18 protein-coding genes are annotated in these 22265 nt (G+C 59.8%); 12 read left to right on the forward strand and 6 right to left on the reverse strand.

The genetic code is table 11. The annotated features are described in order from the left end of the window. Positions 1–31 precede the first annotated feature (31 nt). Complete coding sequence (locus FIV08_RS00380; RefSeq protein WP_152436976.1) at positions 32–391, forward strand: DUF6164 family protein; 360 nt, start codon at positions 32–34, stop codon at positions 389–391. Here the strand turns inward: FIV08_RS00380 and FIV08_RS00385 are convergent. Continuing rightward, positions 368–1288 (reverse strand): alpha/beta hydrolase, encoded by a 921-nt coding sequence (locus FIV08_RS00385; RefSeq protein WP_228715460.1) that lies wholly within the window; start codon positions 1286–1288, stop codon positions 368–370. The two genes, FIV08_RS00380 and FIV08_RS00385, sit on opposite strands and share 24 nt — an antisense overlap. 315 nt (positions 1289–1603) lie before the next feature. On the opposite strand from FIV08_RS00385, the gene FIV08_RS00390 reads away from it, so the two are divergent. The 8 genes from FIV08_RS00390 to FIV08_RS00425 all read left to right on the forward strand — a co-directional run bounded on the left by FIV08_RS00390 (position 1604) and on the right by FIV08_RS00425 (position 14283). Next, a complete protein-coding gene (locus tag FIV08_RS00390) occupies positions 1604–3712 on the forward strand; it encodes a 3-hydroxybutyrate oligomer hydrolase family protein (protein WP_152436977.1) in 2109 nt (702 codons plus the stop codon). A gap of 144 nt (positions 3713–3856) precedes the next feature. Continuing rightward, complete coding sequence (locus tag FIV08_RS00395; RefSeq protein ID WP_152436978.1) at positions 3857–5269, forward strand: sigma-54 interaction domain-containing protein; 1413 nt, start codon at positions 3857–3859, stop codon at positions 5267–5269. Between the two features lie 321 nt (positions 5270–5590). Beyond that, positions 5591–6676, forward strand: a complete 1086-nt coding sequence (locus tag FIV08_RS00400; RefSeq protein ID WP_061331363.1) for a TRAP transporter substrate-binding protein — start codon at positions 5591–5593, stop codon at positions 6674–6676. A 76-nt stretch (positions 6677–6752) separates the two neighbouring features. Continuing rightward, complete coding sequence (locus tag FIV08_RS00405; RefSeq protein WP_197463808.1) at positions 6753–7367, forward strand: TRAP transporter small permease subunit; 615 nt, start codon at positions 6753–6755, stop codon at positions 7365–7367. 15 nt (positions 7368–7382) lie between these two features. Then, the gene (locus FIV08_RS00410; protein WP_061331362.1) at positions 7383–8753 is read left to right on the forward strand and encodes a TRAP transporter large permease; all 1371 of its coding nucleotides are present in this window, start codon (positions 7383–7385) and stop codon (positions 8751–8753) included. Positions 8754–8810: 57 nt separating this feature from the next. Continuing rightward, the gene (locus FIV08_RS00415; protein WP_152436979.1) at positions 8811–9590 is read left to right on the forward strand and encodes a 3-hydroxybutyrate dehydrogenase; all 780 of its coding nucleotides are present in this window, start codon (positions 8811–8813) and stop codon (positions 9588–9590) included. Between the two features lie 16 nt (positions 9591–9606). Next, the gene (locus tag FIV08_RS00420) at positions 9607–11595 is read left to right on the forward strand and encodes an acetoacetate--CoA ligase (protein ID WP_152436980.1); all 1989 of its coding nucleotides are present in this window, start codon (positions 9607–9609) and stop codon (positions 11593–11595) included. A 444-nt stretch (positions 11596–12039) separates the two neighbouring features. Then, positions 12040–14283, forward strand: coding sequence for an NADP-dependent isocitrate dehydrogenase (locus tag FIV08_RS00425; protein ID WP_152436981.1), 2244 nt, complete (start codon positions 12040–12042; stop codon positions 14281–14283). A 96-nt stretch (positions 14284–14379) separates the two neighbouring features. Here the strand turns inward: FIV08_RS00425 and ybaK are convergent, their stop codons facing one another. From ybaK to FIV08_RS00445, 4 genes are read right to left on the reverse strand one after another with little or no spacing between them, the layout of a single operon-like run. Next, a complete protein-coding gene (ybaK, locus tag FIV08_RS00430; RefSeq protein ID WP_072675800.1) occupies positions 14380–14850 on the reverse strand; it encodes a Cys-tRNA(Pro) deacylase in 471 nt (156 codons plus the stop codon). 57 nt (positions 14851–14907) lie between these two features. After that, positions 14908–16212 (reverse strand): DSD1 family PLP-dependent enzyme, encoded by a 1305-nt coding sequence (locus FIV08_RS00435; protein WP_152436982.1) that lies wholly within the window; start codon positions 16210–16212, stop codon positions 14908–14910. A gap of 6 nt (positions 16213–16218) precedes the next feature. Continuing rightward, the gene (locus FIV08_RS00440) at positions 16219–17637 is read right to left on the reverse strand and encodes a D-arabinono-1,4-lactone oxidase (RefSeq protein ID WP_152436983.1); all 1419 of its coding nucleotides are present in this window, start codon (positions 17635–17637) and stop codon (positions 16219–16221) included. A 12-nt stretch (positions 17638–17649) separates the two neighbouring features. Further along, positions 17650–18033: a c-type cytochrome gene (locus tag FIV08_RS00445; RefSeq protein ID WP_152436984.1), complete on the reverse strand. Its 384-nt coding sequence runs from the start codon at positions 18031–18033 to the stop codon at positions 17650–17652. A gap of 135 nt (positions 18034–18168) precedes the next feature. Between FIV08_RS00445 and FIV08_RS00450 the strand changes: the two genes are divergently transcribed. From FIV08_RS00450 to FIV08_RS00460, 3 genes are all read left to right on the forward strand, one after another. Next, positions 18169–19389 (forward strand): GGDEF domain-containing protein, encoded by a 1221-nt coding sequence (locus FIV08_RS00450; protein ID WP_152436985.1) that lies wholly within the window; start codon positions 18169–18171, stop codon positions 19387–19389. Between the two features lie 74 nt (positions 19390–19463). Beyond that, the gene (locus FIV08_RS00455) at positions 19464–20750 is read left to right on the forward strand and encodes a serine hydrolase domain-containing protein (RefSeq protein ID WP_072675796.1); all 1287 of its coding nucleotides are present in this window, start codon (positions 19464–19466) and stop codon (positions 20748–20750) included. A gap of 107 nt (positions 20751–20857) precedes the next feature. Then, positions 20858–21085 (forward strand): hypothetical protein, encoded by a 228-nt coding sequence (locus tag FIV08_RS00460; protein ID WP_058092899.1) that lies wholly within the window; start codon positions 20858–20860, stop codon positions 21083–21085. A gap of 2 nt (positions 21086–21087) precedes the next feature. On the opposite strand, the gene FIV08_RS00465 is transcribed toward FIV08_RS00460, so the two are convergent. Next, positions 21088–22101 carry a hypothetical protein gene (locus tag FIV08_RS00465; protein ID WP_228715461.1) on the reverse strand — a complete coding sequence of 338 codons (1014 nt, stop codon included), beginning with the start codon at positions 22099–22101 and terminating at the stop codon, positions 21088–21090. Positions 22102–22265: the final 164 nt, after the last annotated feature.

The raw sequence follows: 22265 nt of genomic DNA on the forward strand, positions 1-22265 counted from the left end.
ACAACGCCCGTTAAGCCAGCCGGAACGCCCTATGCCCCACCACCTGATGAATCTGCGTAACGTACCCGACGACGAGGCCGACGATATCCGCGCCCTGTTCGAAGAGCACGAGGTACGCTACTACGAAACACCACCCAGCCGCTGGGGCATCAGCATGGGCGGCTTCTGGGTGCATGATGATGCCGAGGCCGAGCGCGCCCGGGCGCTGTTGGATGACTACCAGGCACGCCGCCTGCAGGCCCAGCGCGAAGAATACCTGGCCCGTTGCCAGCGCGGTGAAACCGGGCTCTGGTATCAGTTCCGAAGCCGGCCAGTCACTTTTCTGGCGGCGCTCATCGCCATTGCCGTTATTCTCGGGTTGAGCCTGTTACCGTTCATTCGCCTGGGCTGATTGCGGCCCCGCACCCTGGCGAGCCAGGAATCGGGCCGCTTGATCGACCGCATTGCCGGCGGTCAGAAAGCTGGTGACATGGCCCCGCAGGCGCATCCGGTAGATCTCGTGGTACACCCCCTGGGCATCCAGAGCCTCGGCAAAGCGCTCGGCCTGACTGAACGGAACCAGCATATCCATAGTGCCGTGAAACAGGAAAAACGGTGGCGTTGATGCACTCACATGGGTAACCGGAGACGCCCGTTGGTATCGATCGGGTTGCTCCTCCAATTCAGCCCCCAGAAGCTGGCGCAATAGCCGGCCAGAGCCAAAGGCGGGCAAGTCCGCTGGAAGCCCGCCGGCCACCGCAGCCTGTAGAGCTGTTTCCGGGCCGCCATGGGGCCTGTTCAGGTCACTGTCTGTGCCGGCCACGGTGGCCAGCAGGGCCACCAGGTGAGCGCCTGAGGAGAAGCCGAAGCCAGTGACCCGGGAGGTGTCCAGGCCATAGCGGCCGGCATTCCGGTTCAGCCAGTGGCGGGCGATCTGCAGGTCGTGCAGCTGCGCCGGAAACGTGAAGTCCGGGGCAAACCGGTAATCCACGTTCAGCACGGCAAATCCCTGGCTGGCGAGGGACTCCGCCACCCAGGTCATATCACTCCGGGAGCGACGCTCCCAACCACCACCATGAACCATCAGAACCACCGGGGCAGGATCCGCGCGCTCAGGCACGTAGAGATCGGCGTACAGTGGCTCTGGCCAGGTATCCGGCGAATATCGGAGTGAGGAGTGAACGGTGAACCCGGTTTCCGGCAGGGTAACGGAGTGTGATGGCGTTGGCTGGTGGCTGGCGCAACCTGTCAGGAACAGGGCGGACATAGCCATGATGGCACTGATATACCTGACATTACGAACGATCACCCCCTGCCTCCTTAAGGCTTGCCGATTACCCCGATGATACGAGCTGCCGCTGAAGATGGATGTCGATGGGGGCATGTGTCCGGATCGCAGGACGCTGTCTGAAAAGCCGGACACGTCTGGAAAGGCCGCACTGCCGGGCATCGAAGGTGATTTGAGCCTGTGCCTGTCCGGAAATCCGGAAGCTTTCATTGGTTTGATTTGTGATTTTTTAAATTAAATCAATAAAAACAGTTAGTTGGGGTTTTGGCATGGGATCCGCTTGGGCATGTTTGCCTCCCGTGAGGCGTTTCTAAAAACAACAAACAAGGAACGATCATGAAACCCATAACACTCTGTGCCCTGATCGGCGCCAGCGGGTTGTTGCTGACTGCCTGTAACGACCGCAACCCTGCCTTCAATCAGCTGCCCGGTTTCATCCAGGGCGACGTTCTTCAGCACGATTACGATGGCATTACCGACGATCTTCTGACCGCAGGCCTGGGTGCAGACGGATTGGCGTCTGCCACCGCTCCGGCGTTCGCCGACCCTCTCAACCCGACGGCCCGGGAGCGTCGCCGACTGGCTATTTACAACAACTACCGGGCGTTGGTGGATACTGCGCCGGGTGGCGGCTACGGTGAGCTGTTCGGGCCACACGTCGGGGTGACGGGTGATGGCCAGGTGCCCGGTGAGGAATTCCTGGCTCTGATGTCTGTGCCTGGCAGCCCGGTGCCGGTGACCGTGATGGTGCAGGTGCCGGATAGCTTCAACGTTGATGCGCCCTGTATGGTAACCGCTCCCTCTTCCGGTTCCCGCGGAGTCTATGGTGCAATCGGTACGGCCGGTGAATGGGGGTTAAAGAAGCAGTGTGCCGTGGTCTACACCGATAAAGGCACCGGCACCGGTGCCCACAACCTGACGAACAATCAGGCCCAGACCCTCGATGGCGACCTGACCGACCAGGGTGTGCCAGTGCTGTTTCGGGCACAGCTGACCGACACTCAGCGCGACGACTTCAACGCCCAGTGGCCGGACCGATTCGCCTGGAAGCATGCCCATTCCCGGGCCAATCCGGAGGCGGACTGGGGCCGGCATGTACTGCAGTCCGTTGAGTTTGGTTTCTACGTACTGAACGAAAAGTTTGGGCGCCTGCTGCCGAACGGTAAGCGACTGAAAACCATTAAGCCGGACAATACCCTGGTCATTGCCTCCAGTGTTTCCAATGGCGGCGGTGCCTCGATACTGGCAGCAGAGCAGGATCAGCAGGGGCTGATTGACGGCGTTGCGGTGTCTGAACCCAACGTCAATCCGGTAGTGGATCGCAGCTTCAGCATTCGCCAGGGAGAGGGGCCCGAGATCACCGAACACAGTCGCAGCCTGCTGGATTACACCACGGCCCTGGCGGTGTACCAGGGGTGCGCGAACCAGGCCCCGGCCATTCGTGACCTGGCACCGTTGAACAGTGCATTCAATCCTCCGGCCATTGGCCAGAACATCTGCCAATCACTGGCCAACAAAGGCCTGGTGTCTGGCGCCACGGTGGATGACCAGGCAACCGATGCCTTGCGGATCCTCAATGAGGAATTTGCCATTCAGCCAGAACAGAACCTGCTGGCGCCGCTGCATTTCGGCCTGGCCGTCGCCCAGAGCATTTCCATGACCTACGCCAATGCCTATAGCCGCAGCGGTGTGGAAGATCGCATCTGCGACCTCAGCCTGGCGGCCACTGACGGTAGCGGGGCTGTCATACCTCTGGCTCCGGCGGCGGAGGCGGCGTTGTTCTCGGCCAGTAATGGCATACCCCCTTCAGCCGGTGTCAACATTGTGTACGATCAGGCGGAAGGGCAGCCCACCAACCTTGCCGCCAGTGTCTCTCCCAGCTCCAGCCTGCCGGACTACGGCCTGGATGCCCTGTTGTGCCTGCGTGCCCTCGCGCAAGGCGCGCACCCGGAAACCGGTGCCGAGCTGACCGGTGATGCAGCGGCGCTGAGCGATGCGGTCGCCTCGGGTATTGCTGAGGTGCGGGCAACCGGAAACCTTCGGGGTAAACCTGCGGTGTTTGTGACCGGGCGCGCCGATGCAATATTGCCCATCAACCACACCTCACGGCCCTATGTGGGGCTCAACCGGCAGGTGGAAGGCAGCGGCAGTGGGCTGCGCTATTACGAAATCCTCAACGCCCACCACCTGGATGTGCTCAACGGATTTCCCGGTGTCGGAGATCGTTATGTCCCCCTTCACCATTACTACTTCCAGGCGCTGGACCTGATGTGGGCCCATCTCACCGAAGGCCAGCCGTTACCGCCCAGCCAAGTGGTTCGGGCCGTTCCGAGGGGCGACCTGGCGAATCCGCTGACGCAAGCCAACCTCCCGCCAGTGCTGCCCGCACCAGCGGACGCCGACCGGATTATCCATACCGGAAGCCAGCTTCGAATACCGGATTAGGGCGAGTTAGGTCGGTTTCTGAAAGACTGGATATTTCGATTTGCCCCCGGACCGGGGGCTTTCTATACTTCCGTGACTGCGTCCGGAAATCCGGACGCCCAGGGTTGCCCCATGAACCAATTCCGGCCCGTGAGTACGCGGTACATGACCGAGCTGTTTACCGATAAAAACAAGAGTGGTCTGACAAGAGACCTGATAGAAGCGCTGTTTCCCATGTTCGAGGAAGCCAGTGCCGGCGCCATTGCCGTGGACCGGCATACCCGGATTACCTGGATCAACAGCAGCTATTCCCACCTGCTGGGCCTTGGCGACCCGGCGCAGGCGATCGGCAAACCGGTGCGCCAGGTGATTCCTCAAACCCGAATGCCGGAGGTGGTCGAAACCGGCAAACCCCTGCTGTTGGACATCATGGAGCACAACCAGCAGCAGCTGGTGGTGACCCGACTGCCCTATTACGATCCGCAGGGTGAGATTGAAGGTGCGGTTGCCTTCGTCCTTTATGACGACCTGCAACCGCTGACGCCACTGGTATCAAAATACCGCCGCCTGCACCGTGATCTCGCCGCCGCCCGCAAGGCGCTGGCAAAGAAGGCCCGGGGCACCCGTTACAGCCTTGGGGACTTTGTCGGTGGTAGTCCCGCTGCCCTGGAAGTCAAACGGCGTGCCCGTCTGGCCGCTGGCCGGGACATGCCAGTGCTGCTGCTGGGGGAAACCGGTACCGGCAAGGAGGTTCTGGCCCAGGCGATCCACGCGGTATCGCCCCGGGCCGACAAACCCTTCGTTGGGGTGAACGTGGCGGCCATTCCGGAAAACTTGCTGGAAGCAGAGTTTTTTGGTGTGGCGCCGGGTGCCTACACCGGAGCTGACCGGCGTACCCGTGATGGCAAGTTTCAACTGGCCAACGGGGGGACCCTGTTCCTGGATGAAGTGGGCGACATGCCGCTGCCGTTGCAGGCGAAACTGCTGCGGGCCCTCCAGGAGGGGGAAATCGAACCTCTGGGTTCAAACAAGGTGGCCAATGTGGATGTTCGGGTCATCGCGGCAACCAGCCGGAATCTGGAATCGATGATTGCTGAGGGCAGTTTTCGGTCAGACCTCTATTACCGCCTGAACGTGCTGGAAATCAACATACCGCCGCTACGGGATCGCTTGGCAGATCTCGGGGTGCTGTGCGAGGCGCTGCTGGGTGAAATCTGCGAGGGCCAGGGGCTGCGGGGGGAAATTACCGATGCCGGGGTGGCGGCTCTTGGCAGCTATGACTGGCCGGGCAATATCCGGGAATTGCGCAACGTGCTGGAGCGGGCGTTGACCATGAGTGAGGATGGCGACCTGCTGGATGCCGATGCCATCTTCAAGGTGTTGCCAAGGGCGAGCCAGCGCGCTGTGCCGGCCATGGCGCCCAGGCCGGTACGGCCGCTCGCCCAGACCCTGGCCGAGGCGGAGGCCCAGGCCATCGAGCAGGCGCTGCTGGCCTGCCGGGGTAACCGTACCAAGGCAGCCCGTCTGTTGGGCATTTCCCGGTCGGTTTTCTATGAAAAGCTGGCCAAACTGTCCTGAATCCAAGACGTGTGTCCTGTTTTTCGGACATTTCATTCCGACCAAGGTCTTGAAGTGTCCGGTCAGCCAGACGCTCCGACGTTTCTAAAATAAAGGTGAAGATTATAATTCATTGATAAATAAAGACTTTGTTTTGATGGCACGGTGTCTGCTATAGCCTGAATGCAGGACGTCAGAACAACGCTCGAAAACAACACTGGCGCACATTCGTTGGACCCGAACCGGTCAGTCGCGGTTTCGTGCGTTGTCTGATTCAACTCAGACCAGCCTTTCGGCACCAAGACCGAAAGGTGGATGACAACAACAAGAAGGATCCATTTCATGTCGATCAAGCAAAAGCTCTCGCGTCTTACCTATGGTATTACCGCTGCGGCTGTGATTTCCGGCAGCCTGATCAGCAGCGATGCCCTGGCATCGGAAAGAGTCCGTTGGCAGGTGCCCCTGGCATTCCCGTCGCATCTGATAGGCCTGACTACCCCGGTCAAACACCTGACTGAGAACCTGAAAGCGGTTTCTGGCGGCAATATCCAGCTTCGTTACTATGAGCCGGGCGAGCTGGTACCCCCGTTTGAAATCATGGAATCCGTCAGCACGGGCAAGTACCCCGCCGGTTACACCTGGGTAGGTTACGATCAGGGTACTATTCCCGCGTTGCCGTTGTACTCTGGCGCCCCCTTCAACATGGAACCCCCTGCCTACCTGGCCTGGTATTACCAGGGTGAGGGCCGCGAGTTACTTGAAGAAATCTACGCCAAACGCAACATCCACCCCATGCTCTGTTCGATCATTGGCCCCGAGGGTGCCGGTTGGTTTGCCAAGCCGATCGAAAGCCTGGATGACATTGATGGCCTGAGAATCCGCTTTGCCGGCATCGGTGGCAAGGTTCTGGAAAAGCTGGGTGCGTCAGTCACCATGATTCCGGGCGGTGAGCTGTATCAGGCCCTGGAGCGCAAGACCATCGATGCCACCGAGTTCTCCCAGCCGGCCATCGACAAGATGCTGGGCCTGGACCAGATCATCAAAAACTACATCATGCCGGGTTGGCACCAGACTCTGACCACTTCTCACCTGCTGGTGAACAAGGACGTCTGGAACAAGCTCAAGCCTGAAACCCGCGCCGTGATCGAAATGGGCTGCGAATCGGCAACCCTGAAAGGCTTCGCCGAAAGTGAATGGGCCCAGCCCACCGCCCTGCGGGATTACGAGAAGGAAGGTGTAAACGCTCAGACTCTGCCGGAGCCGGTACTGCGTGAGCTTCAGAAAGTCACCAACGAAGTACTGGACGAGATCGCCGCCGGAGACGAAATGTTCCGTCGCGTTCTGACCAGCCAGCGTGAGTTTATGGAACACCACTCCATCTGGCACTCCAAGGGCTACCTGCCCCGGGACTTCTATCAGTACGACTGATACCAAGTCCTGAACCTGTGGGTGCCGGCGTTGCCGGCATCCACCCCGAATTTTCCCTGATTATGTCGAGGTGATTGTGACTCACGAGCACGAATCCCCCAAGGCGCCCGTGCCTGCTCAGGCGGGGTCTGGCCTGCCCTACAACCGGTTGTCCTGGTGGCTGGACCGGTTTGTGGCTGGCGTTGGCAAGCTCAGTTCCTGGCTATGGATTGCCGTGCTGGTGGTGGTGCTGGCCAACGTGTTCAGCCGGTTCATTCTCAATGCCGGATCGATCTGGCTTGAGGAGTTGTCCTGGCACTTCTTCGGTGCCGCCATGATGCTCACCCTGGGCTTTGCGGTGGTGAAAGACGACCACGTTCGGGTGGACGTGTTGCGGGAAAGGTTCTCCCTGAAATGGCAGGCGAGAATAGAGCTGGCGGCCATCTTGTTACTGGCGCTGCCCATCGTCTACCTGATGGTGGAAACGCTGATTCCCTACGCCTACAGCTCTTATGTGTACAACGAGCGTTCCCAGGCTCCCAGCGGCCTGCCCTATCGCTTCATCTTCAAGAGTGTGCTGCCCATCGGCATGACCCTGGTGGGTATTGCCCTGGCTTCCCGAGCCCTGCGTTGCTGCACGCTGCTGTTCCGTTTTCCCCGCGAGATTGCCACGCCCGAGGGCTATGGCAACGGCGAACACCCGCATCCGTAACGAGGCACAAGAATCATGGGCTTGGAAACACTTCTGGTTATTGCCATGTTCGCCGCCTTCATGGTGCTGTTGCTGCTGGGTTTTCCAGTGGCCTGGTCATTGGCGGGCATTGGCCTGGTGTTTGCCGTACTGGCGAACTTTCTGATCGAACATTTTGATGCCGACCTCTGGTTTACCTGGAACGGCACCATCGGCGTCCTGGATGCCCGATTGTATGGCGTGGTGGCCAATGAACTGATGGTGGCGCTACCGCTGTTTATCTTCATGGGCATCATGCTCGACCGCTCCGGCATTGCTGAAAAATTGATGCACAGCCTGGTTCGGGTGCTCGGCCCCCTGCGCGGTGGCTATGCCATTACCGTGGTGATTGTCGGTGTGCTGCTGGCGGCCTCCACCGGTATTGTCGGGGCTTCGGTGGTATTGTTGGGCATGTTGTCCCTCGGGCCGATGATGCAGGCGCAGTACAACAAATCCCTGGCGGTGGGTACTGCGTGTTCCGTGGGCACCCTGGGTATCCTGGTGCCTCCCAGCATCATGCTGGTGTTGATGGCTGATCGTTTGGGCACGTCCGATGCGTCTGTCGGCAAGCTGTTCATGGGGGCGCTGATTCCAGGCCTGATGCTCGGTGCTATGTACATCCTGTACATCCTGATTGCCTCCTTCATCAAAAAGGACCTGGCCCCGGCGCCAAAAAACCGGGAGCCGCTGGATCTCAGGGCGCTTCTGGATGTATTCCTGGCGGTGGTACCGCCGATGGCGCTGATCATCGCGGTGCTGGGTTCCATTTTCTTTGGCATTGCCACCACCACCGAGGCCTCGGCCGTAGGGGCGTTCGGTGCTTTGCTGATGGCACTTCTGAGCCGGCGTTTAAACGTCAAGGTACTGCGGGAATCCCTGTACCAGACCAGCCGCACCACGGCCTTTATCTTCGGCATCTTTATCGGCGCCACGGTGTTTGCCGCCGTCCTTCGCGGCCTGGGCGGCGACGATGTGATTCGTGACGCCATTACCGGCCTGCCGTTCGGTACCACTGGCATCCTGATCACCGTGCTGTTCATTACCTTCCTGCTGGGCTTCTTCCTGGACTGGGTGGAAATCACCCTGATCATCCTGCCCCTGGTGGCCCCTGTAGTGTTCTCCCTCGGCGTGGAGCCGGTGTGGTTTGCGGTGATGTTCGCCATCTGTCTGCAGACCTCGTTCCTGACCCCGCCGGTTGGTTTCTCCCTGTTTTACATCAAGGGTGTTTGCCCACCGGGGATCACCACACGCCATATCTACCTGGGGGTGCTGCCGTTTATTGCCCTGCAGGTGCTCGGACTGGCGTTGGTTTTCTGGTTCGAACCCCTGGCCACCTGGCTGCCCAACGAAGTCTACGGCGGTCGTTGATATGACCGCCCTGTACAAGACCAATAACAAACCGATCATCAACAAGGAGACAGTGTGATGCGTCTTCACAACCAAGTTGCACTCATCACCGGCGCTGGCCGGGGCATTGGCCGGGCCATTGCCGAACATTACGGCCGCGAAGGCGCCCGGGTAGCGGTCGCGGACTTGACGCTGGAAAGTGCCGCCGACACCGTCGCGGCCATCGAGCAGGCGGGCGGCACGGCCATGGCCCTGGCCATGGATGTCACCGATGAGCAGGCGGTGGACCAGGGGGTTGCTACCATCATTGAGCGATGGGGCCGGCTCGATGTGGCCCTGGCCAACGCCGGCATTCAACACATTGACCCGGTGCATAAACTGGCCTTTGCCGACTGGAGTAAGGTGATGAACGTGCATCTCGACGGCGCTTTTCTGGTGACCCGTGCCGCCTTGCGCCAGATGTACACCCAAGGTGGGGGTACTATGCTGTACATGGGCTCGGTACACTCGGTGGAAGCCTCGCCGCTGAAAGCGCCCTATGTAGCCGCCAAGCATGGCATGCTGGGCCTGTGCCGGGCGGTGGCGAAAGAAGGTGCCGAGCATGGGGTGCGCAGCAATATCATCTGCCCCGGCTTTGTACGCACCCCGCTGGTGGACAAGCAGATCCCAGAGCAGGCCAAAGAGCTGGGCATTTCCGAGGAAGAAGTGATCAGCAAGGTGATGCTCAAGAACACGGTGGACGGCAAGTTCACAACCCTCGAGGACGTATCAGAGCTGGCGGTGCACCTGGCGGCCTTCCCGTCCGCCGCCCTCACTGGCCAGTCGATCGTGGTCAGCCACGGCTGGCACATGCAGTAATTTTCTGGAGAGACGGATGAGCAACACAGAACAATCACCGGTTGTCTGGACCCCGAGCCAGGAAACCCTCACCGGTTCCCGAATGGGCCAGTTCCAGGCCTGGCTTGAGCAACAGGGCTTTGGCCCGTTTGCCGATTACCACGCCCTGCACCAGTGGTCGATCACCGAACTGGACACCTTCTGGCAGAAAGTCTGGGATTATTGTGGCCTGGTCTGCGACACCCCCGCCAAGCGGGTGCTGGGCCGCCGTGAGATGCCCGGCGCCGAATGGTTCCCCGGCATGAAACTGAATTTTGCCGCCAACCTGCTGCGGCTGGCGGACGGCGATCATGCTGACAAAGAAGCCGTGGTGGCCTACTGCGAAACCCGCCCGGTACTGCGCAAGACCTACGCTGAACTGAAAGCCGACGCCGGCGCCCTGGAAGCCTTCCTGCGCAGCAAAGGCATCCAGAAGGGCGACCGCGTGGCTGGCGTGGTCACCAACGGCTACGAAGCCCTTGTGGGCATGCTCGCCGCCACCAGCTTGGGCGCCATCTGGAGCTCCGCGTCGCCGGACTTCGGCATTGGTGCCATCAACGACCGCTTCGGCCAGATCGAACCCTCCGCGTTGATCGTGGTGAATGGCTACGGCTATGGCGGAAAGGTGTTTGCCCGCCAGGACGACTTTGCCGAATTGATCGCTGGCCTGCCGTCCCTGAAAGTGGTGGTCAGCGTAGCGCAACTGCCAGATGAAGCCCCGATCCCCGGCGAGATGGTCACCACCTGGGACGATGCCCTGAAAGCCGGAGAAGGTCAGGCACCTTCCTTTACCCCAGTCGACCCTGATCACCCGGTTTACATCCTCTACTCCTCCGGCACCACCGGCAAACCCAAGTGCATCGTGCACGGCACCGCCGGCTTGCTGGTTAACCACGCCAAAGAGCTTATGCTGCACGGCGACGTGGGCCCGGACGACCGCTTCCTCTACTTCACCACCTGCGGCTGGATGATGTGGAACTGGCAGGCCTCCGCCCTGATGACCGGCGCCGCCGTGATTACCGTTGACGGTTCCCCGGGTTACCCGAGCCTGAATTTCCTGTGGGAGACCGTGGCCAAAGAGCGGGTCACCCACTACGGCACCAGCGCCCGTTTCATCGCCGGCTGCCGCAAAGCCGAACTGCAACCGGCGAAAACCCTGGACCAGAGCCACCTGCGCGTGGTCTTCTCCACCGGCTCCCCACTGCTGCCGGAAGACTACGACTGGGTTTACAGCGATGGCGCCCCCAATGTACTGCTCGGCTCCATCGCCGGCGGCACCGACATCTGCGGCTGCTTTGTGGGATCGACCCCACTGCTGCCGGTACGAAGAGGCGAAATCCAGTGCCGCTTCCTGGGCGTGGACGCCGTGGCCTACGGCGACGACGGCCAGCCGGTCAGCGAAGGCCGGGGCGAACTCGTTTGCCGCCAACCCCTGCCCTCCATGCCCGTCAGCTTCTGGCAGGACCCGGACGGCGAACGCTACAAAGACGCCTACTTCAACACCTTCCCCGGCGTCTGGGCCCACGGCGACTTTATCGAATTCACCGAACACGGCGGCGCCATCATCTACGGCCGCTCTGACGCCACCCTTAACCCCGGCGGCGTCCGAATCGGCACCGCGGAAATCTACCGCCAGGTAGAAACCATCAGCGAGGTCAAAGACAGCCTCGTAGTCGGCCGCCAGATCGACGGCGACGTGGAAGTGGTCCTGTTCGTAGTCCCGGCCGACGGCCAGACTGTCACCGACGACCTGATCAAAACCCTGAAAACCCGAATCCGAGAAGGCGCCAGCCCCCGGCACGTACCCAAACACATCGTCGAGGTCCCCGACATTCCCTACACCCGTAGCGGCAAAAAAGTGGAACTCGCGGTGGCCCGGCTGGTCAATGGCTCAAGCAAGGCGGACAACCGGGATGCCCTTGGCAACCCGGAAGCCCTGGATCGGATACGTGAGCGGTTGGTGGAAGTGAGGCTGTTACCGGCGTGATTTCGTTCATTTTGTCGACAAAATGAGCGTGTTTTCGCTTGACTGAAAGCGCGCGGAATACAGCTTGGCAGTTGGATGAGCGTTGGTGGAACGGCCTCCCAAAACTGTGCGGAGCCATGGATGGCGGAGCCCAAGCGTCACAGGGATGTGCCGCCAGGAGCGTGTTTTGGGAGGCCGTTCCACCAACGCGATAACTCCAAAACCGGAAAACCTGACAAATGTTAGAAAGTTTCGTAAATTCCCGCCATTTCATCGTCCTGTAACCGAAGATCAGGCATTTTTAGTCCGTTCTTATACTAAGATCGTAACCAAAGTTTGGTAAAAAATGCTATCTTAGTAGGTCTATCAAAAGTTCCGAATCAGTCATCGGCATAACCAGCCGTTCACAAGACGCCTGACCGTGCCATGACCGTCCTGAACCCACCCATTTGCCTGAGGACGAAAATGACAACATCCAAAGCCAAGATTGTCTACACACTGACCGATGAGGCCCCCGCCCTCGCCACCCGGTCACTGCTTCCCATCCTGGAAACCTTCGCCAAGCCGGCTGGCATCGACTTTGAAACCAGCGACATCTCTCTCGCGGCGCGTATTCTGGCAGGCTTCCCGGACTACCTTGAAGAAAACCAGCGCGTTCCGGATGCCCTGGCTGAATTGGGTGAGTACACCAAGGATCCGGACGCCAACATCATCAAGCTTCCGAACATCTCCGCCTCCATTCCCCAGCTTCGTGCCGCCATCAAAGAGCTGAACGAGCAGGGCTACAAGGTTCCGGAGTACAAAGAACACCCGGAAACCGACGAAGAGAAAGAAATCCACGCCCGTTACTCCAAAGTACTGGGCAGTGCTGTTAACCCGGTACTGCGTGAAGGTAACTCCGATCGCCGTGCGCCGGCTGCGGTAAAAGCCTTTGCCCGCAAGTTCCCCCACAGCATGGGTGAGTGGAGCCCGGCGTCCCGTACACACGTAGCGCACATGCGCGGTGGTGACTTCTACTCCAGTGAGCAATCGGTCACCCTGGACAAGGCCACCAACGCCCGCATCGTGTTTGAGAACAAACAGGGCAAACAGACGGTGCTGAAGTCCGACCTGCCGCTGCAGGAAGGCGAAGTGCTGGACGGCATGTTCATGAGCAAGAAGGCCCTGGTGAAGTTCTTCGAAGACGCCATTGCCGACTGCGAGAAAACCGGCGTGATGTTCTCCCTGCACGTTAAAGCCACCATGATGAAAATCTCCCACCCGATCGTGTTCGGTCACGCGGTGAAGGTTTTCTACAAGGAGCTGTTCGACAAATACGGCGACCTGTTCAAGGAAATCGGCGTTAACCCGAATAACGGCCTGTCTTCCGTCATCGAGAAGATCAAGCAGCTGCCGGAGTCCAAGCAGGAGCAGATCCAAGAAGACCTCCACGCGTGCTACGAGCATCGCCCGGAAATTGCCATGGTGGACTCCGTTAAAGGCATCACCAACCTGCACGTACCGAGCGACGTGATTGTTGATGCCTCCATGCCGGCGATGATCCGCAACTCCGGCAAGATGTGGGCCCGTGATGGCAAGCTCAAGGACACCAAGGCGGTTATGCCGGAGTCCACCTACGCCACCATCTATCAGGAAGTGATCAACTTCTGTAAGACCCACGGCGCGTTTGACCCCACCACCATGGGTACCGTACCGAACGTGGGCCTGATGGCCCAGAAAGCTGAGGAGTACGGCTCTCACGACAAGACCTTCGAAATGAAGGAAGACGGCATTGTGCGCGTGGTGGCCGAAGACGGCACCGTACTGACCGAGCACAAGGTTGAGGAAGGCGATATCTGGCGTGCCTGCCAGACCAAAGACCTGCCGATCCGTGATTGGGTCAAGCTGGCCGTCAACCGTGCCCGCTCCAGCGGCACGCCGGCGGTGTTCTGGCTGGACGATGAGCGCGCCCACGATGCCCAGCTGATCAAGAAGGTTGAAAAGTACCTGGCCGAGCTGGACACCGATGGTCTGGAAATCCACATCAAGTCGCCGGTTCGCGCCATCCGCTGGACCATGGAACGCCTGATTCGTGGTCTGGACACCATCTCGGTAACCGGCAACGTGCTGCGGGACTACCTGACCGACCTGTTCCCGATTCTGGAACTGGGCACCAGTGCCAAGATGCTGTCCATCGTACCGTTGCTGAACGGCGGTGGTCTGTACGAAACCGGCGCCGGCGGCTCTGCGCCCAAGCATGTACAGCAGCTGATTCAGGAAAACCACCTGCGCTGGGATTCCCTGGGTGAGTTCCTGGCCACGGCGGTGTCTCTGGATGAGCTGGGTGAGAAACAGGACAACCAGCGTGCCCGCCTGCTGGGCCAGACCCTGGACAAGGCCACCGAGCGCCTGCTGGAGAACAACCAGTCTCCGTCCCGGGTGACCGGTGAGCTGGATAACCGGGGTTCCCACTTCCACCTGGCCCGTTACTGGGCGGAAGAGCTGTCAAAACAGGATGATGACAAGGAGCTGAAAGAGTTCTGTGCCAAGCTCTCCAAGCAGCTGGAAGAGAACAAGGACAAGATCCTGGAAGAAATGACCGTGGTGCAGGGCCACCCGGCCGATATCGGTGGTTACTACCACCCGCCCATGGAGAAGGTGTGTGAGGTGATGCAGCCAAGCGCGACCTTCAACAAGATCCTGGCCGATGCACGGGACTCCGTGAAGTAAGGCCAGCGGTTCAGCCGGCCGGAGCCTGCTCCGGCCGTGATCGACAAAAACCGGGCTGCCCATGGTTGCCCGGTTTTTTTGTGCTTGCTACCAGGGTCAGTCCTGCTGCAGCGGCACTAACAGGCCATTGGTCAGGCGTGCCAGATCGTCTGGCGCCAGCTCAATCTCGAGGCCACGTTTGCCAGCGCTGACGAACACCGTCGGGAAGTGATGGGCGGTGCTGTCGATAAACGTTCGTAGCCGTTTTTTCTGGCCCAGAGGGCTGACACCACCCAGAACATAACCGGTGGTTTTCTGGACCAGCTGTTTGTCCGCCATGGCGGCTTTCTTTGCCCCGGCTGCCCTAGCGATCTGCTTGAGGCCCAGCATGGCGGTGACCGGCACAATGCCGACCGCCAGTTCCTTGTCATCCAGGCTCACCACAAGCGTCTTGAATACGCGCTCCGGCGCCACGCCCATTTTCGCCGCGGCTTCACCACCGTAACTCTCGGCCGCCGGGTCGTGGTCGTACTCATGGATGGTGTAGTTCACTTTGGCCTTCTTGGCCGCAAGAATTCCAGGGGTCATGCCGGGTCCCGTAATGATCGATGGTCGGCGGAATTAAAGCATGCACTGCCGGCGACGTCATCCCTCTGGCACCACCGGCCAGTAACTGGAAATCTGCCCCAGTCTGGCATCGAAAACGGCGAGATCGCCGAACTGCAAAAACACAGACTCGCTCTGATGCGGCCTCAGGAATACCCAGTCGTCTTCCTGCAGTGGCACCCCGGCGGCCAGGTTAAGCATCTCCTGATTACTGGAGCGTCCGAACACCGGGTTGGTTGTCAGCCCCGCCGGTGACACTGGCCGAGCCTTCCAGTTGCCCCCGTAAATGAAGACCGCCCTGGCCCGGTTGGGGTTCCAGAATCGCTGCAGTCGGCCAAGGCCCGGTGTGCCGGGAATCCGGTTGGCTTCCTGCAGTTTCAGCACCGGCGTGGCAATGAATGCCGCAGGCTGGTGGCCCGCCAGGGTGGCCAGGTCGAAATCCGTGGGCATCACCAGGCCGGAGCCGGCCGCCAGTTCGTTGGCGGAAACACTGTTGGCCCGGCCCCGATATAACTGGTACGTGGTGGAGCCTCCGGTGTTGAAGGTAAGCCCTGCCAGGTCACGCCCCAGGGTGTTCCGGGCCAGTGAAACATACCGGTTGTAACGGGCCATGGCCTTTTGCCACAACCAGTCCGTTGGCCCCGGTGCTTTCACGATATGGGGTTCATAACCCATAAAACCGCTGAAGCTCAGCCAGCGGGATTGCTCTATGTCCAACAGCGCCCGGGATAGCAGCTGATCATCGTTGAAACCACCCCGGTGCAGGCCGATATCCAGTTCCAGGTTCACCCGCATAGGCTCGTTCCGTTGCCGGGCCAGTTGCTCGTATTGCGCCAACCGGCGTGGAGAGTCGATCAGCCATTGCAGTTGCTGTCGGGGCTGGAAGTCGTTCTGGTCAGCCTGGTGCCGATCATAGAAACGGGCAGCCGCCGCGACCGGTAACGGTTTGCCCAGCAGAATGTCGGCGTCAGGGATGGATCTGGCAATCTGGTTGAGGAAAGGCTGGTGAAACAGCATCAGCCGCCGGGTGCCGGTCTTGGCCATTACATGCTCCAGCAAGGGCACCGAAGGCAGGGATTTCACCACAATCCGGTAGTCGAAGTCGTCGCCAAGGTGTTGTAGCAACAGCTGAATGTTGTGGTCCAGGCGTTGCTGGTCAATCATCAGGGTGGGTGTGGCCAGCCCGCTGGCATCCAGCGCCCGGGACAGGGCGCGGAAGTAGTCTGAGTGGCCATCACAAATAGCTGGGGGCCGGAGCCATGCGGCTGTACCCAGGCCGCCGGCCGCCACCCCGGCCAGAATGAGTTTGCGCCTTTGCTGACGGAACGCGTCGCTGTGAGCCATGGTGGGTTATCCGTGGGAGATGTTGTCGTTAAAAAGGCCGGCCAGGTAAGGGTTCAGGAAACGGCCGTTCGGGTCGAGACTTTCCCTTACGTCACAGAACGCCTGCCATTTCGGGTACAGCGTCCGGAATTCAGCGGCGCTAAGCGTGTTCAGCTTGCCCCAGTGAGGCCTGCCACCATACCGGCGGAATATCGGCTCCACTGCGGCAAAGAGCGGCTGGTAGTCGTCCTCGAAAAACCGGTGGACGGCGATGGATACCGAATCCCGCCGATAGAATGGGCTGAGCCAGGCATCATCGGCTTGCACAAAGCGTACCTCGAAGGGAAAGAACACCTCCGGAAAACGGTTTTCAACCAGATCCACCACCTCCCGGAAGGCCTTTTGCCAGTTTTCTCTGGGCAGGTGGTACTCCATCTCATTGAAGCGCACATTGCGGTCACTGGTGTAGTTCTGCCAGGACGGCGCCACCTTCTGCTCCCGGGCCAGGGTGCGCATGTAACCCCCGAGAATCAATCGCCGCAGCCTGGGGGACCAGGCCAGGTAGTCGCGGGCTTTCTGCAAATCCCGCGCGCCGTCGTTCTGGTCCAGTGCCGGGGTTGCCGAGAGGGGTTCGTCCGTAAGGTCGTGGGTGCTGGTGAACCCCATACCGGAGAACGGGATGTAATAAAACTCATGGTTGCGATGCCGGTCCGCGAGGGTATCCGCCGTTGCCAGAATGTCTTCCAGGGCCAGCCATTCGGTGGTTTTCCGGAGCCGGTACGGGCGGGTATTCTGCAGGGTAACGTCAGTCACAATGCCCAGGCAGCCCAGCCCCACCCGCGCCGCCTGGAACAGGTCCGGATGCCGGTCCTGGCTGCACTCGATCATCTCGCCATTGGCGGTGACCAGTGTCAGCGCCGTCACGTAGCCAGACAAGCACATCAGCTTGCTACCAGTGCCATGGGTTGCAGTGGCCAGAAGCCCCGCCAGGGATTGCTGGTCTATATCGGGCATGTTGAACAGGGCCTGGTCAATCGCATCCAGAGGTTGGCCCAGTTGCCCGAGCAGGGTGCCGGCGGCCACCTTGGCCTGGCACCGGCTGTCATCATGCTCCAGAACGCCGCTCAGGCGAGCCATGGACACCAGAATGCCGTCGGTGGGTATCAGGGCGGAGAACGAATGGCCAGACCCAACCGGGCGAACGGGCAGGTGTCGATGGCCTGGAGCGGCAAGGAGTTCCTGCAGCTCGGCGACGCTCCGGGGGGCAACACGCATGGCAGGAACCGACTGCTGGGAGCCAGACCAGTTGCGCCAGGGCAAAGGGGACTTGTTGCCCCCGGCGTTGCTTTGTGCCTGTGCCGGCGCCTGCTGTGTTGCCTCCAGCGACAGGGAATGCCCGGCGATGGCGGTACTGACCAGCAATTGCAGAAAATGCCGTCGTTCCATATGACACCTACCTCAGGTTTCTGCCGGCCGCGCCATGAATTCGATGAGCGCCTGAAATTCTGCGGTGTCGCAGTCCATGCACAAGCCGTAGGGCGGCATACCACCCATGCCCGCCACCACGTTGTCCACCAGCCGGTGCATGCCTTTCTCCAGGCGGCTGTTCCAGGCTTCGCCGTCACCGGTCAGGGGGGCATCCGAAGTGCCCCGGCTGTGACAGGCCATGCAGGAGCGCTGATAGATACCGGAAAGTTCAGGGTCTTGAGGACGGGCCGTTTCGGCATAGTCCCGGATGGCCTGTTCAGAGGGGCCGGAGGGTGAACAACCGGCAATGATCAAGGCAAGGCTGGTAATGACCAGCAGCCTGGTGTGAATAGGGTGAAGAGGGTGTTGAATCATTGTTTTTGCCCAAAACGAAACTATGTGTCACGTTTAGTTTTGTGGAAATGCCTGGAAAATGCAACCTTGCCTCGACTGAACGTGTGAAACTGTCTACTTTTCCTATAGGAAAGCCCCCAAGGCAAAAGGAAGAATATGCAGCCTGAACAACCAGAGCGAGGGAAAGAAACCGGCTGGAGTAGCAGTCAAAGCCCTTTGCGCCGAGCCCTGTCGGCCACCCTTGTGTACCTGGTGGCAGGTATCATCTGGATTACGTTTTCCGACCGGATGGTGGAGATCTGGTTTGCGGATCCCCGGTCCCTGTCAGCCATGCAAACCTGGAAAGGGTTTCTGTTTGTCGTGGTCACCGCGCTGGTGTTATTCACGGTTATGCTGCGCTTGCTCAGCAAGGATCGTTTGTTGCTGTCGCTCCAGCTGGACCAGCGGCGGGCGCTGCGCCAGAGGGAGCAGCAACTGCGGGTATTGATGGATAACCTCCCGGGCATGGCCTATCGTTGCCGGAACGACGACAGCTGGACCATGCTGTTCGTGTCTGGCGGGTGTGAGCCGCTGACCGGTTATCTGCCCGACGACCTGATCAACAACAAGCTCGTCAGCTATGCCAGCCTGATGGACCCGGATGCAATCGAACAGGTGTCTGAAGAGGTCGCCATTGCGGTGCGCAAAGGCCGGTCTTTTTCCCTGGAGTACGCCATTACCCGCAAAGACGGCCGTAAGGTGTGGGTCTGGGAGCGTGGCTGCGGTGTCGAGCACGACGACGGCAGTGTTTTCCTGGAGGGGATAGTGCTGGATATCTCCGACCGCAAACAGCTGGAAACCGAACTGGAGGAGATGGCCACCCGGGATCCTCTGACCGGCCTGCTCAATCGGCGGGAGTTCTCCAGGGTGCTGGAGGAGGAGTTGGAGCGCGCCCGCCGCTATGAACGCCCGATGGCGCTGTTGTGGATTGATTTTGATCACTTCAAGGACATCAATGACAGCTGGGGCCACGCCGCCGGTGATACCGTGCTCTGTGCGGTGAGTGAGATCCTCACCGACCGGGTAAGAAGTGTCGATTCGGTCGGCCGGTTTGGTGGCGAGGAATTTGTGATTGTGCTGCCCGAAATGGATGTGGAGGGTGCCCGGGATACCGCCGAGCGTTTGCGCCAGCGGGTCGGTAACGCGCCTATACCGCTGGAGTCTGGCCACTCGGTGCCATTAACCATCAGCGTGGGTGTTGCGGTTTATCCCGTTCATGGTCACACAGTGGACACACTTTGCAGTGCAGCGGACAAGGCGATGTATCAGGCCAAAATGCAGGGTCGCAACTGTGTGGCCATGGCGCAGCCGATCGAGCCGGTTCATAATGAAACCTGATAAAGGCTGAAATTTCGGCCCCAGCAAGTGTCCCGGGAGGGGCCAGTTCTCAATAACGATAAAAGGCGTCCGTTATGCATTCACTCGCCCGCCGTGCCCTGCACACCTGCGAAATTCCGGAAGACCTGACCTCGGTCACTTTCCGCAATCGTGACACCGAACACCCGGATCGGGTTGGTTTACCGCAGGACGCAGTGGAATCAGTATGGCGCAGTGTGGAGGGCTTGTACCGGACCGGTGTGCACCCGGGAATCCAGCTGTCGCTTCGTTACCGGGGCGAGCAGGTGCTGCATGGCGCCATGGGCCATACCCAGGGTAACGGCCCCCATGATCCCGCCGCTCTGCCCAGGCTGCCGATGACTACGGAAACTCCGATCTGCTATTTCTCCGCCTCCAAGGCGGTGACGGCGCTGTTGATGCACATGCTCGCAGAGCAGGGCCTGGTTAACCTGATGGACCCGGTTTCCTACTATTGCCCAGAGTTTGCCAAGAACGGAAAGCGCACCATCACCGTGCACCAGATCCTCTCGCACCGGGGCGGTATTCCGGCGATTCCCCGTGAGACCCCCATAGACGTGCTCTGGGAGCGTGACGAAATCTGGCGCCTGCTGTGCGCTGCCAAACCGGTCGAGGTGGACGGCGCGAAGGTGGCTTACCATGCCATTACCGGTGGTTTTGTGTTGCAGCGGGTGTTGGAGAAGGTTACTGGCGATACCATCGAAAATTACCTGGACCGGTATCTGCGCAAACCCATGGGTATGAAGTGGTTCACTTACGGAATCGCTCCGGAGAAGCTGCACGAACTGGCTACCAATTATGCAACCGGCCCGACCCCGATGTTTCCGCTGTCGTGGATCGTCAGCCGGGCCCTGGGCGGCGACATTCGCACGGTGGAGAAAGTCACCAACGACCCGCGCTTTCAGGAGGCAGTTATACCCGCCGGTAATCTCTGTGGCACCGCGGAGGAAATGGGCCGGTTCTTCCAGATGATGCTCAATGGCGGGGTCTGGAATGGTCAGCGAATTTGCAGTGAATTAACCGTCCGCCGTGCCATCCATCAGTTCGGTTCATTGCAGATAGACCGCACCATGATGATCCCCATGCGCTTCAGCGCTGGCATGATGCTGGGCGGTAACCCGGTAGGACTCTGGGGGCAGCAGAGCCGTTATGCCTTTGGCCATGTAGGTCTGATCAACAAGTTGTGTTGGGCGGACCCGGCCCGGGATATTTCCGTGAGCCTGCTCAACACCGGGTTTCCGATAGTGGGTCATCACTTACCGGCCCTGGCCAGATTTGTCTATACTGTGTGCAGGCAGTTCCCGGTGTTGCCGGAAAACAAGCGAAGGCTGGTGGCTGCCTGAGTCAGTAAAAGTGAAACCTTGTTCATTCTAATTGCACTTTGTCTGACAGTTCTGCAAAATCGGCATTCTGAAACGGATTATTCACCAGACTCAAAGGATGAGGCACCATGGACAAACCGGAACTTCCCCCGCCTGAACTTCAGCGCGTCAAGCTGGACCAGCACGACAGCGTACGCAGCCATGTGCAACAGCAGGTCTGCGACGAGGTCCAGCGCCTTGAGCGCCGTATCGAAACCCTGCGCCTGACCAAAGCCCCCCATGCGGCCATCATGATCTCCACCTACGAGCGTATGATCAGCCGGAAGAAAGGCTTTCTGCAGAACTGGGATCTGTGAGCCTATTTGCGGGTTGAGGCCGACGCCGCGCTCCAGTTGGCGATGGACAGATCTTCGCTCTGGTTGACGCAGTTTTTGGGATTCTGCTTCGTTGCGTCGTCCTCTTCTGCACTGTCGTCCGGTACGCGGGCAGGCTCGCCATCCGAGGTGTAGATATGCACGGTATCCATGGCGTAGTTGATCTCCACCCGCAGGCAGTCTGGCGTCGTGTTATCCGCACCGTACCGGCTCAGGTCTATGACCGTCTGCTCTGTATTCTTGATGAACAGCGTGTCGAGCTGAGCATCGGTTACAAACGTTTGGCGTAGCTCGACGCCCCCGTGATTCCGGCTGACGTAGTCGGCGGTGGCGTATTCTGGCTGGTTGTAGCCGCTGGCAACAAACTGCAAGGCGTCAAAGCGGGAACCGGCCAGCACACTCAGCAGCTCCGGCTGCTCTTCCCTGACATCATCGTTGACGCTCAGGGCCACATACTGAATGGTCCGATAGACCTTTTCGGTAAGCTCACTGCCTTCGGGGCCCTCGGGCAGATATCGCCAATCGAGGGTCTGGTAGTTCCATTCGTAGTCGTTCAGGGGCTGGAGACTGAAGGACGCTGCCTGGTCGGTAAACCGGATACGGGCGCCGGCACTGCGGGTGTTGTAGTTGCCGGCCTGGGACAGCGCGATACGATCCCGGATATAGCGCCGGCCTTCATCAAAGTTGGTAATACCGCCCACGCTGATCACCTGGTTCATCAGGTCCAGCGGGTTACGCACCCGGGTATAGTCCTGGCCAGTGTCGTCTGGCTGTGCTCCGATAAAGATATCGATATGCCGCCGGATTTCTTCCACCGTAGCCAGATGGTCTTCGTTGTCGGCGTTATCGCCAGTGGGTTGTATGCCCTGGTAGAAATCGCTGAACCGGGTGAAGCTGAGGGTATCCGGTGCCTGCTCGGTGTTGGTCAGGTCAAAGGTTGAGAACACCAGGTCAACATTGGTTGCCGGGTTGAACGCGGAGGAACCGGTGCTTTCCATCCGACACCCCGACAGGGTAAGGACGGACAGGGAAACAGCAACAAAAAGGCAGGAATGTCTCATTTCAGGTGGCCCCGGGGTGCGAAAAAACGGGTGAAAGGCTAAAGTGACTTGTGCTGACAATAAACGATAAAGCACGCAGCTACCCGCGCGGAGATCACATT

Source organism: Marinobacter sp. THAF197a, assembly GCF_009363275.1.
GTDB lineage: Bacteria > Pseudomonadota > Gammaproteobacteria > Pseudomonadales > Oleiphilaceae > Marinobacter.

What these genes read in the sequence shown, in the direction of transcription:
- FIV08_RS00460 (WP_058092899.1), top strand. Translation starts at nt 20,858, where the DNA reads ATGGACAAACCGGAACTTCCCCCGCCTGAACTTCAGCGCGTCAAGCTG.
- FIV08_RS00450 (WP_152436985.1), top strand. Translation starts at nt 18,169, where the DNA reads ATGCAGCCTGAACAACCAGAGCGAGGGAAAGAAACCGGCTGGAGTAGC.
- FIV08_RS00425 (WP_152436981.1), top strand. Translation starts at nt 12,040, where the DNA reads ATGACAACATCCAAAGCCAAGATTGTCTACACACTGACCGATGAGGCC.
- FIV08_RS00435 (WP_152436982.1), bottom strand. Translation starts at nt 16,212, where the DNA reads ATGGCTCACAGCGACGCGTTCCGTCAGCAAAGGCGCAAACTCATTCTG.
- FIV08_RS00395 (WP_152436978.1), top strand. Translation starts at nt 3,857, where the DNA reads ATGACCGAGCTGTTTACCGATAAAAACAAGAGTGGTCTGACAAGAGAC.
- FIV08_RS00465 (WP_228715461.1), bottom strand. Translation starts at nt 22,101, where the DNA reads ATGGAAAGCACCGGTTCCTCCGCGTTCAACCCGGCAACCAATGTTGAC.
- FIV08_RS00440 (WP_152436983.1), bottom strand. Translation starts at nt 17,637, where the DNA reads ATGGAACGACGGCATTTTCTGCAATTGCTGGTCAGTACCGCCATCGCC.
- FIV08_RS00445 (WP_152436984.1), bottom strand. Translation starts at nt 18,033, where the DNA reads ATGATTCAACACCCTCTTCACCCTATTCACACCAGGCTGCTGGTCATT.
- FIV08_RS00420 (WP_152436980.1), top strand. Translation starts at nt 9,607, where the DNA reads ATGAGCAACACAGAACAATCACCGGTTGTCTGGACCCCGAGCCAGGAA.
- FIV08_RS00390 (WP_152436977.1), top strand. Translation starts at nt 1,604, where the DNA reads ATGAAACCCATAACACTCTGTGCCCTGATCGGCGCCAGCGGGTTGTTG.
- FIV08_RS00400 (WP_061331363.1), top strand. Translation starts at nt 5,591, where the DNA reads ATGTCGATCAAGCAAAAGCTCTCGCGTCTTACCTATGGTATTACCGCT.
- FIV08_RS00410 (WP_061331362.1), top strand. Translation starts at nt 7,383, where the DNA reads ATGGGCTTGGAAACACTTCTGGTTATTGCCATGTTCGCCGCCTTCATG.
- FIV08_RS00380 (WP_152436976.1), top strand. Translation starts at nt 32, where the DNA reads ATGCCCCACCACCTGATGAATCTGCGTAACGTACCCGACGACGAGGCC.
- ybaK (WP_072675800.1), bottom strand. Translation starts at nt 14,850, where the DNA reads ATGACCCCTGGAATTCTTGCGGCCAAGAAGGCCAAAGTGAACTACACC.
- FIV08_RS00455 (WP_072675796.1), top strand. Translation starts at nt 19,464, where the DNA reads ATGCATTCACTCGCCCGCCGTGCCCTGCACACCTGCGAAATTCCGGAA.
- FIV08_RS00415 (WP_152436979.1), top strand. Translation starts at nt 8,811, where the DNA reads ATGCGTCTTCACAACCAAGTTGCACTCATCACCGGCGCTGGCCGGGGC.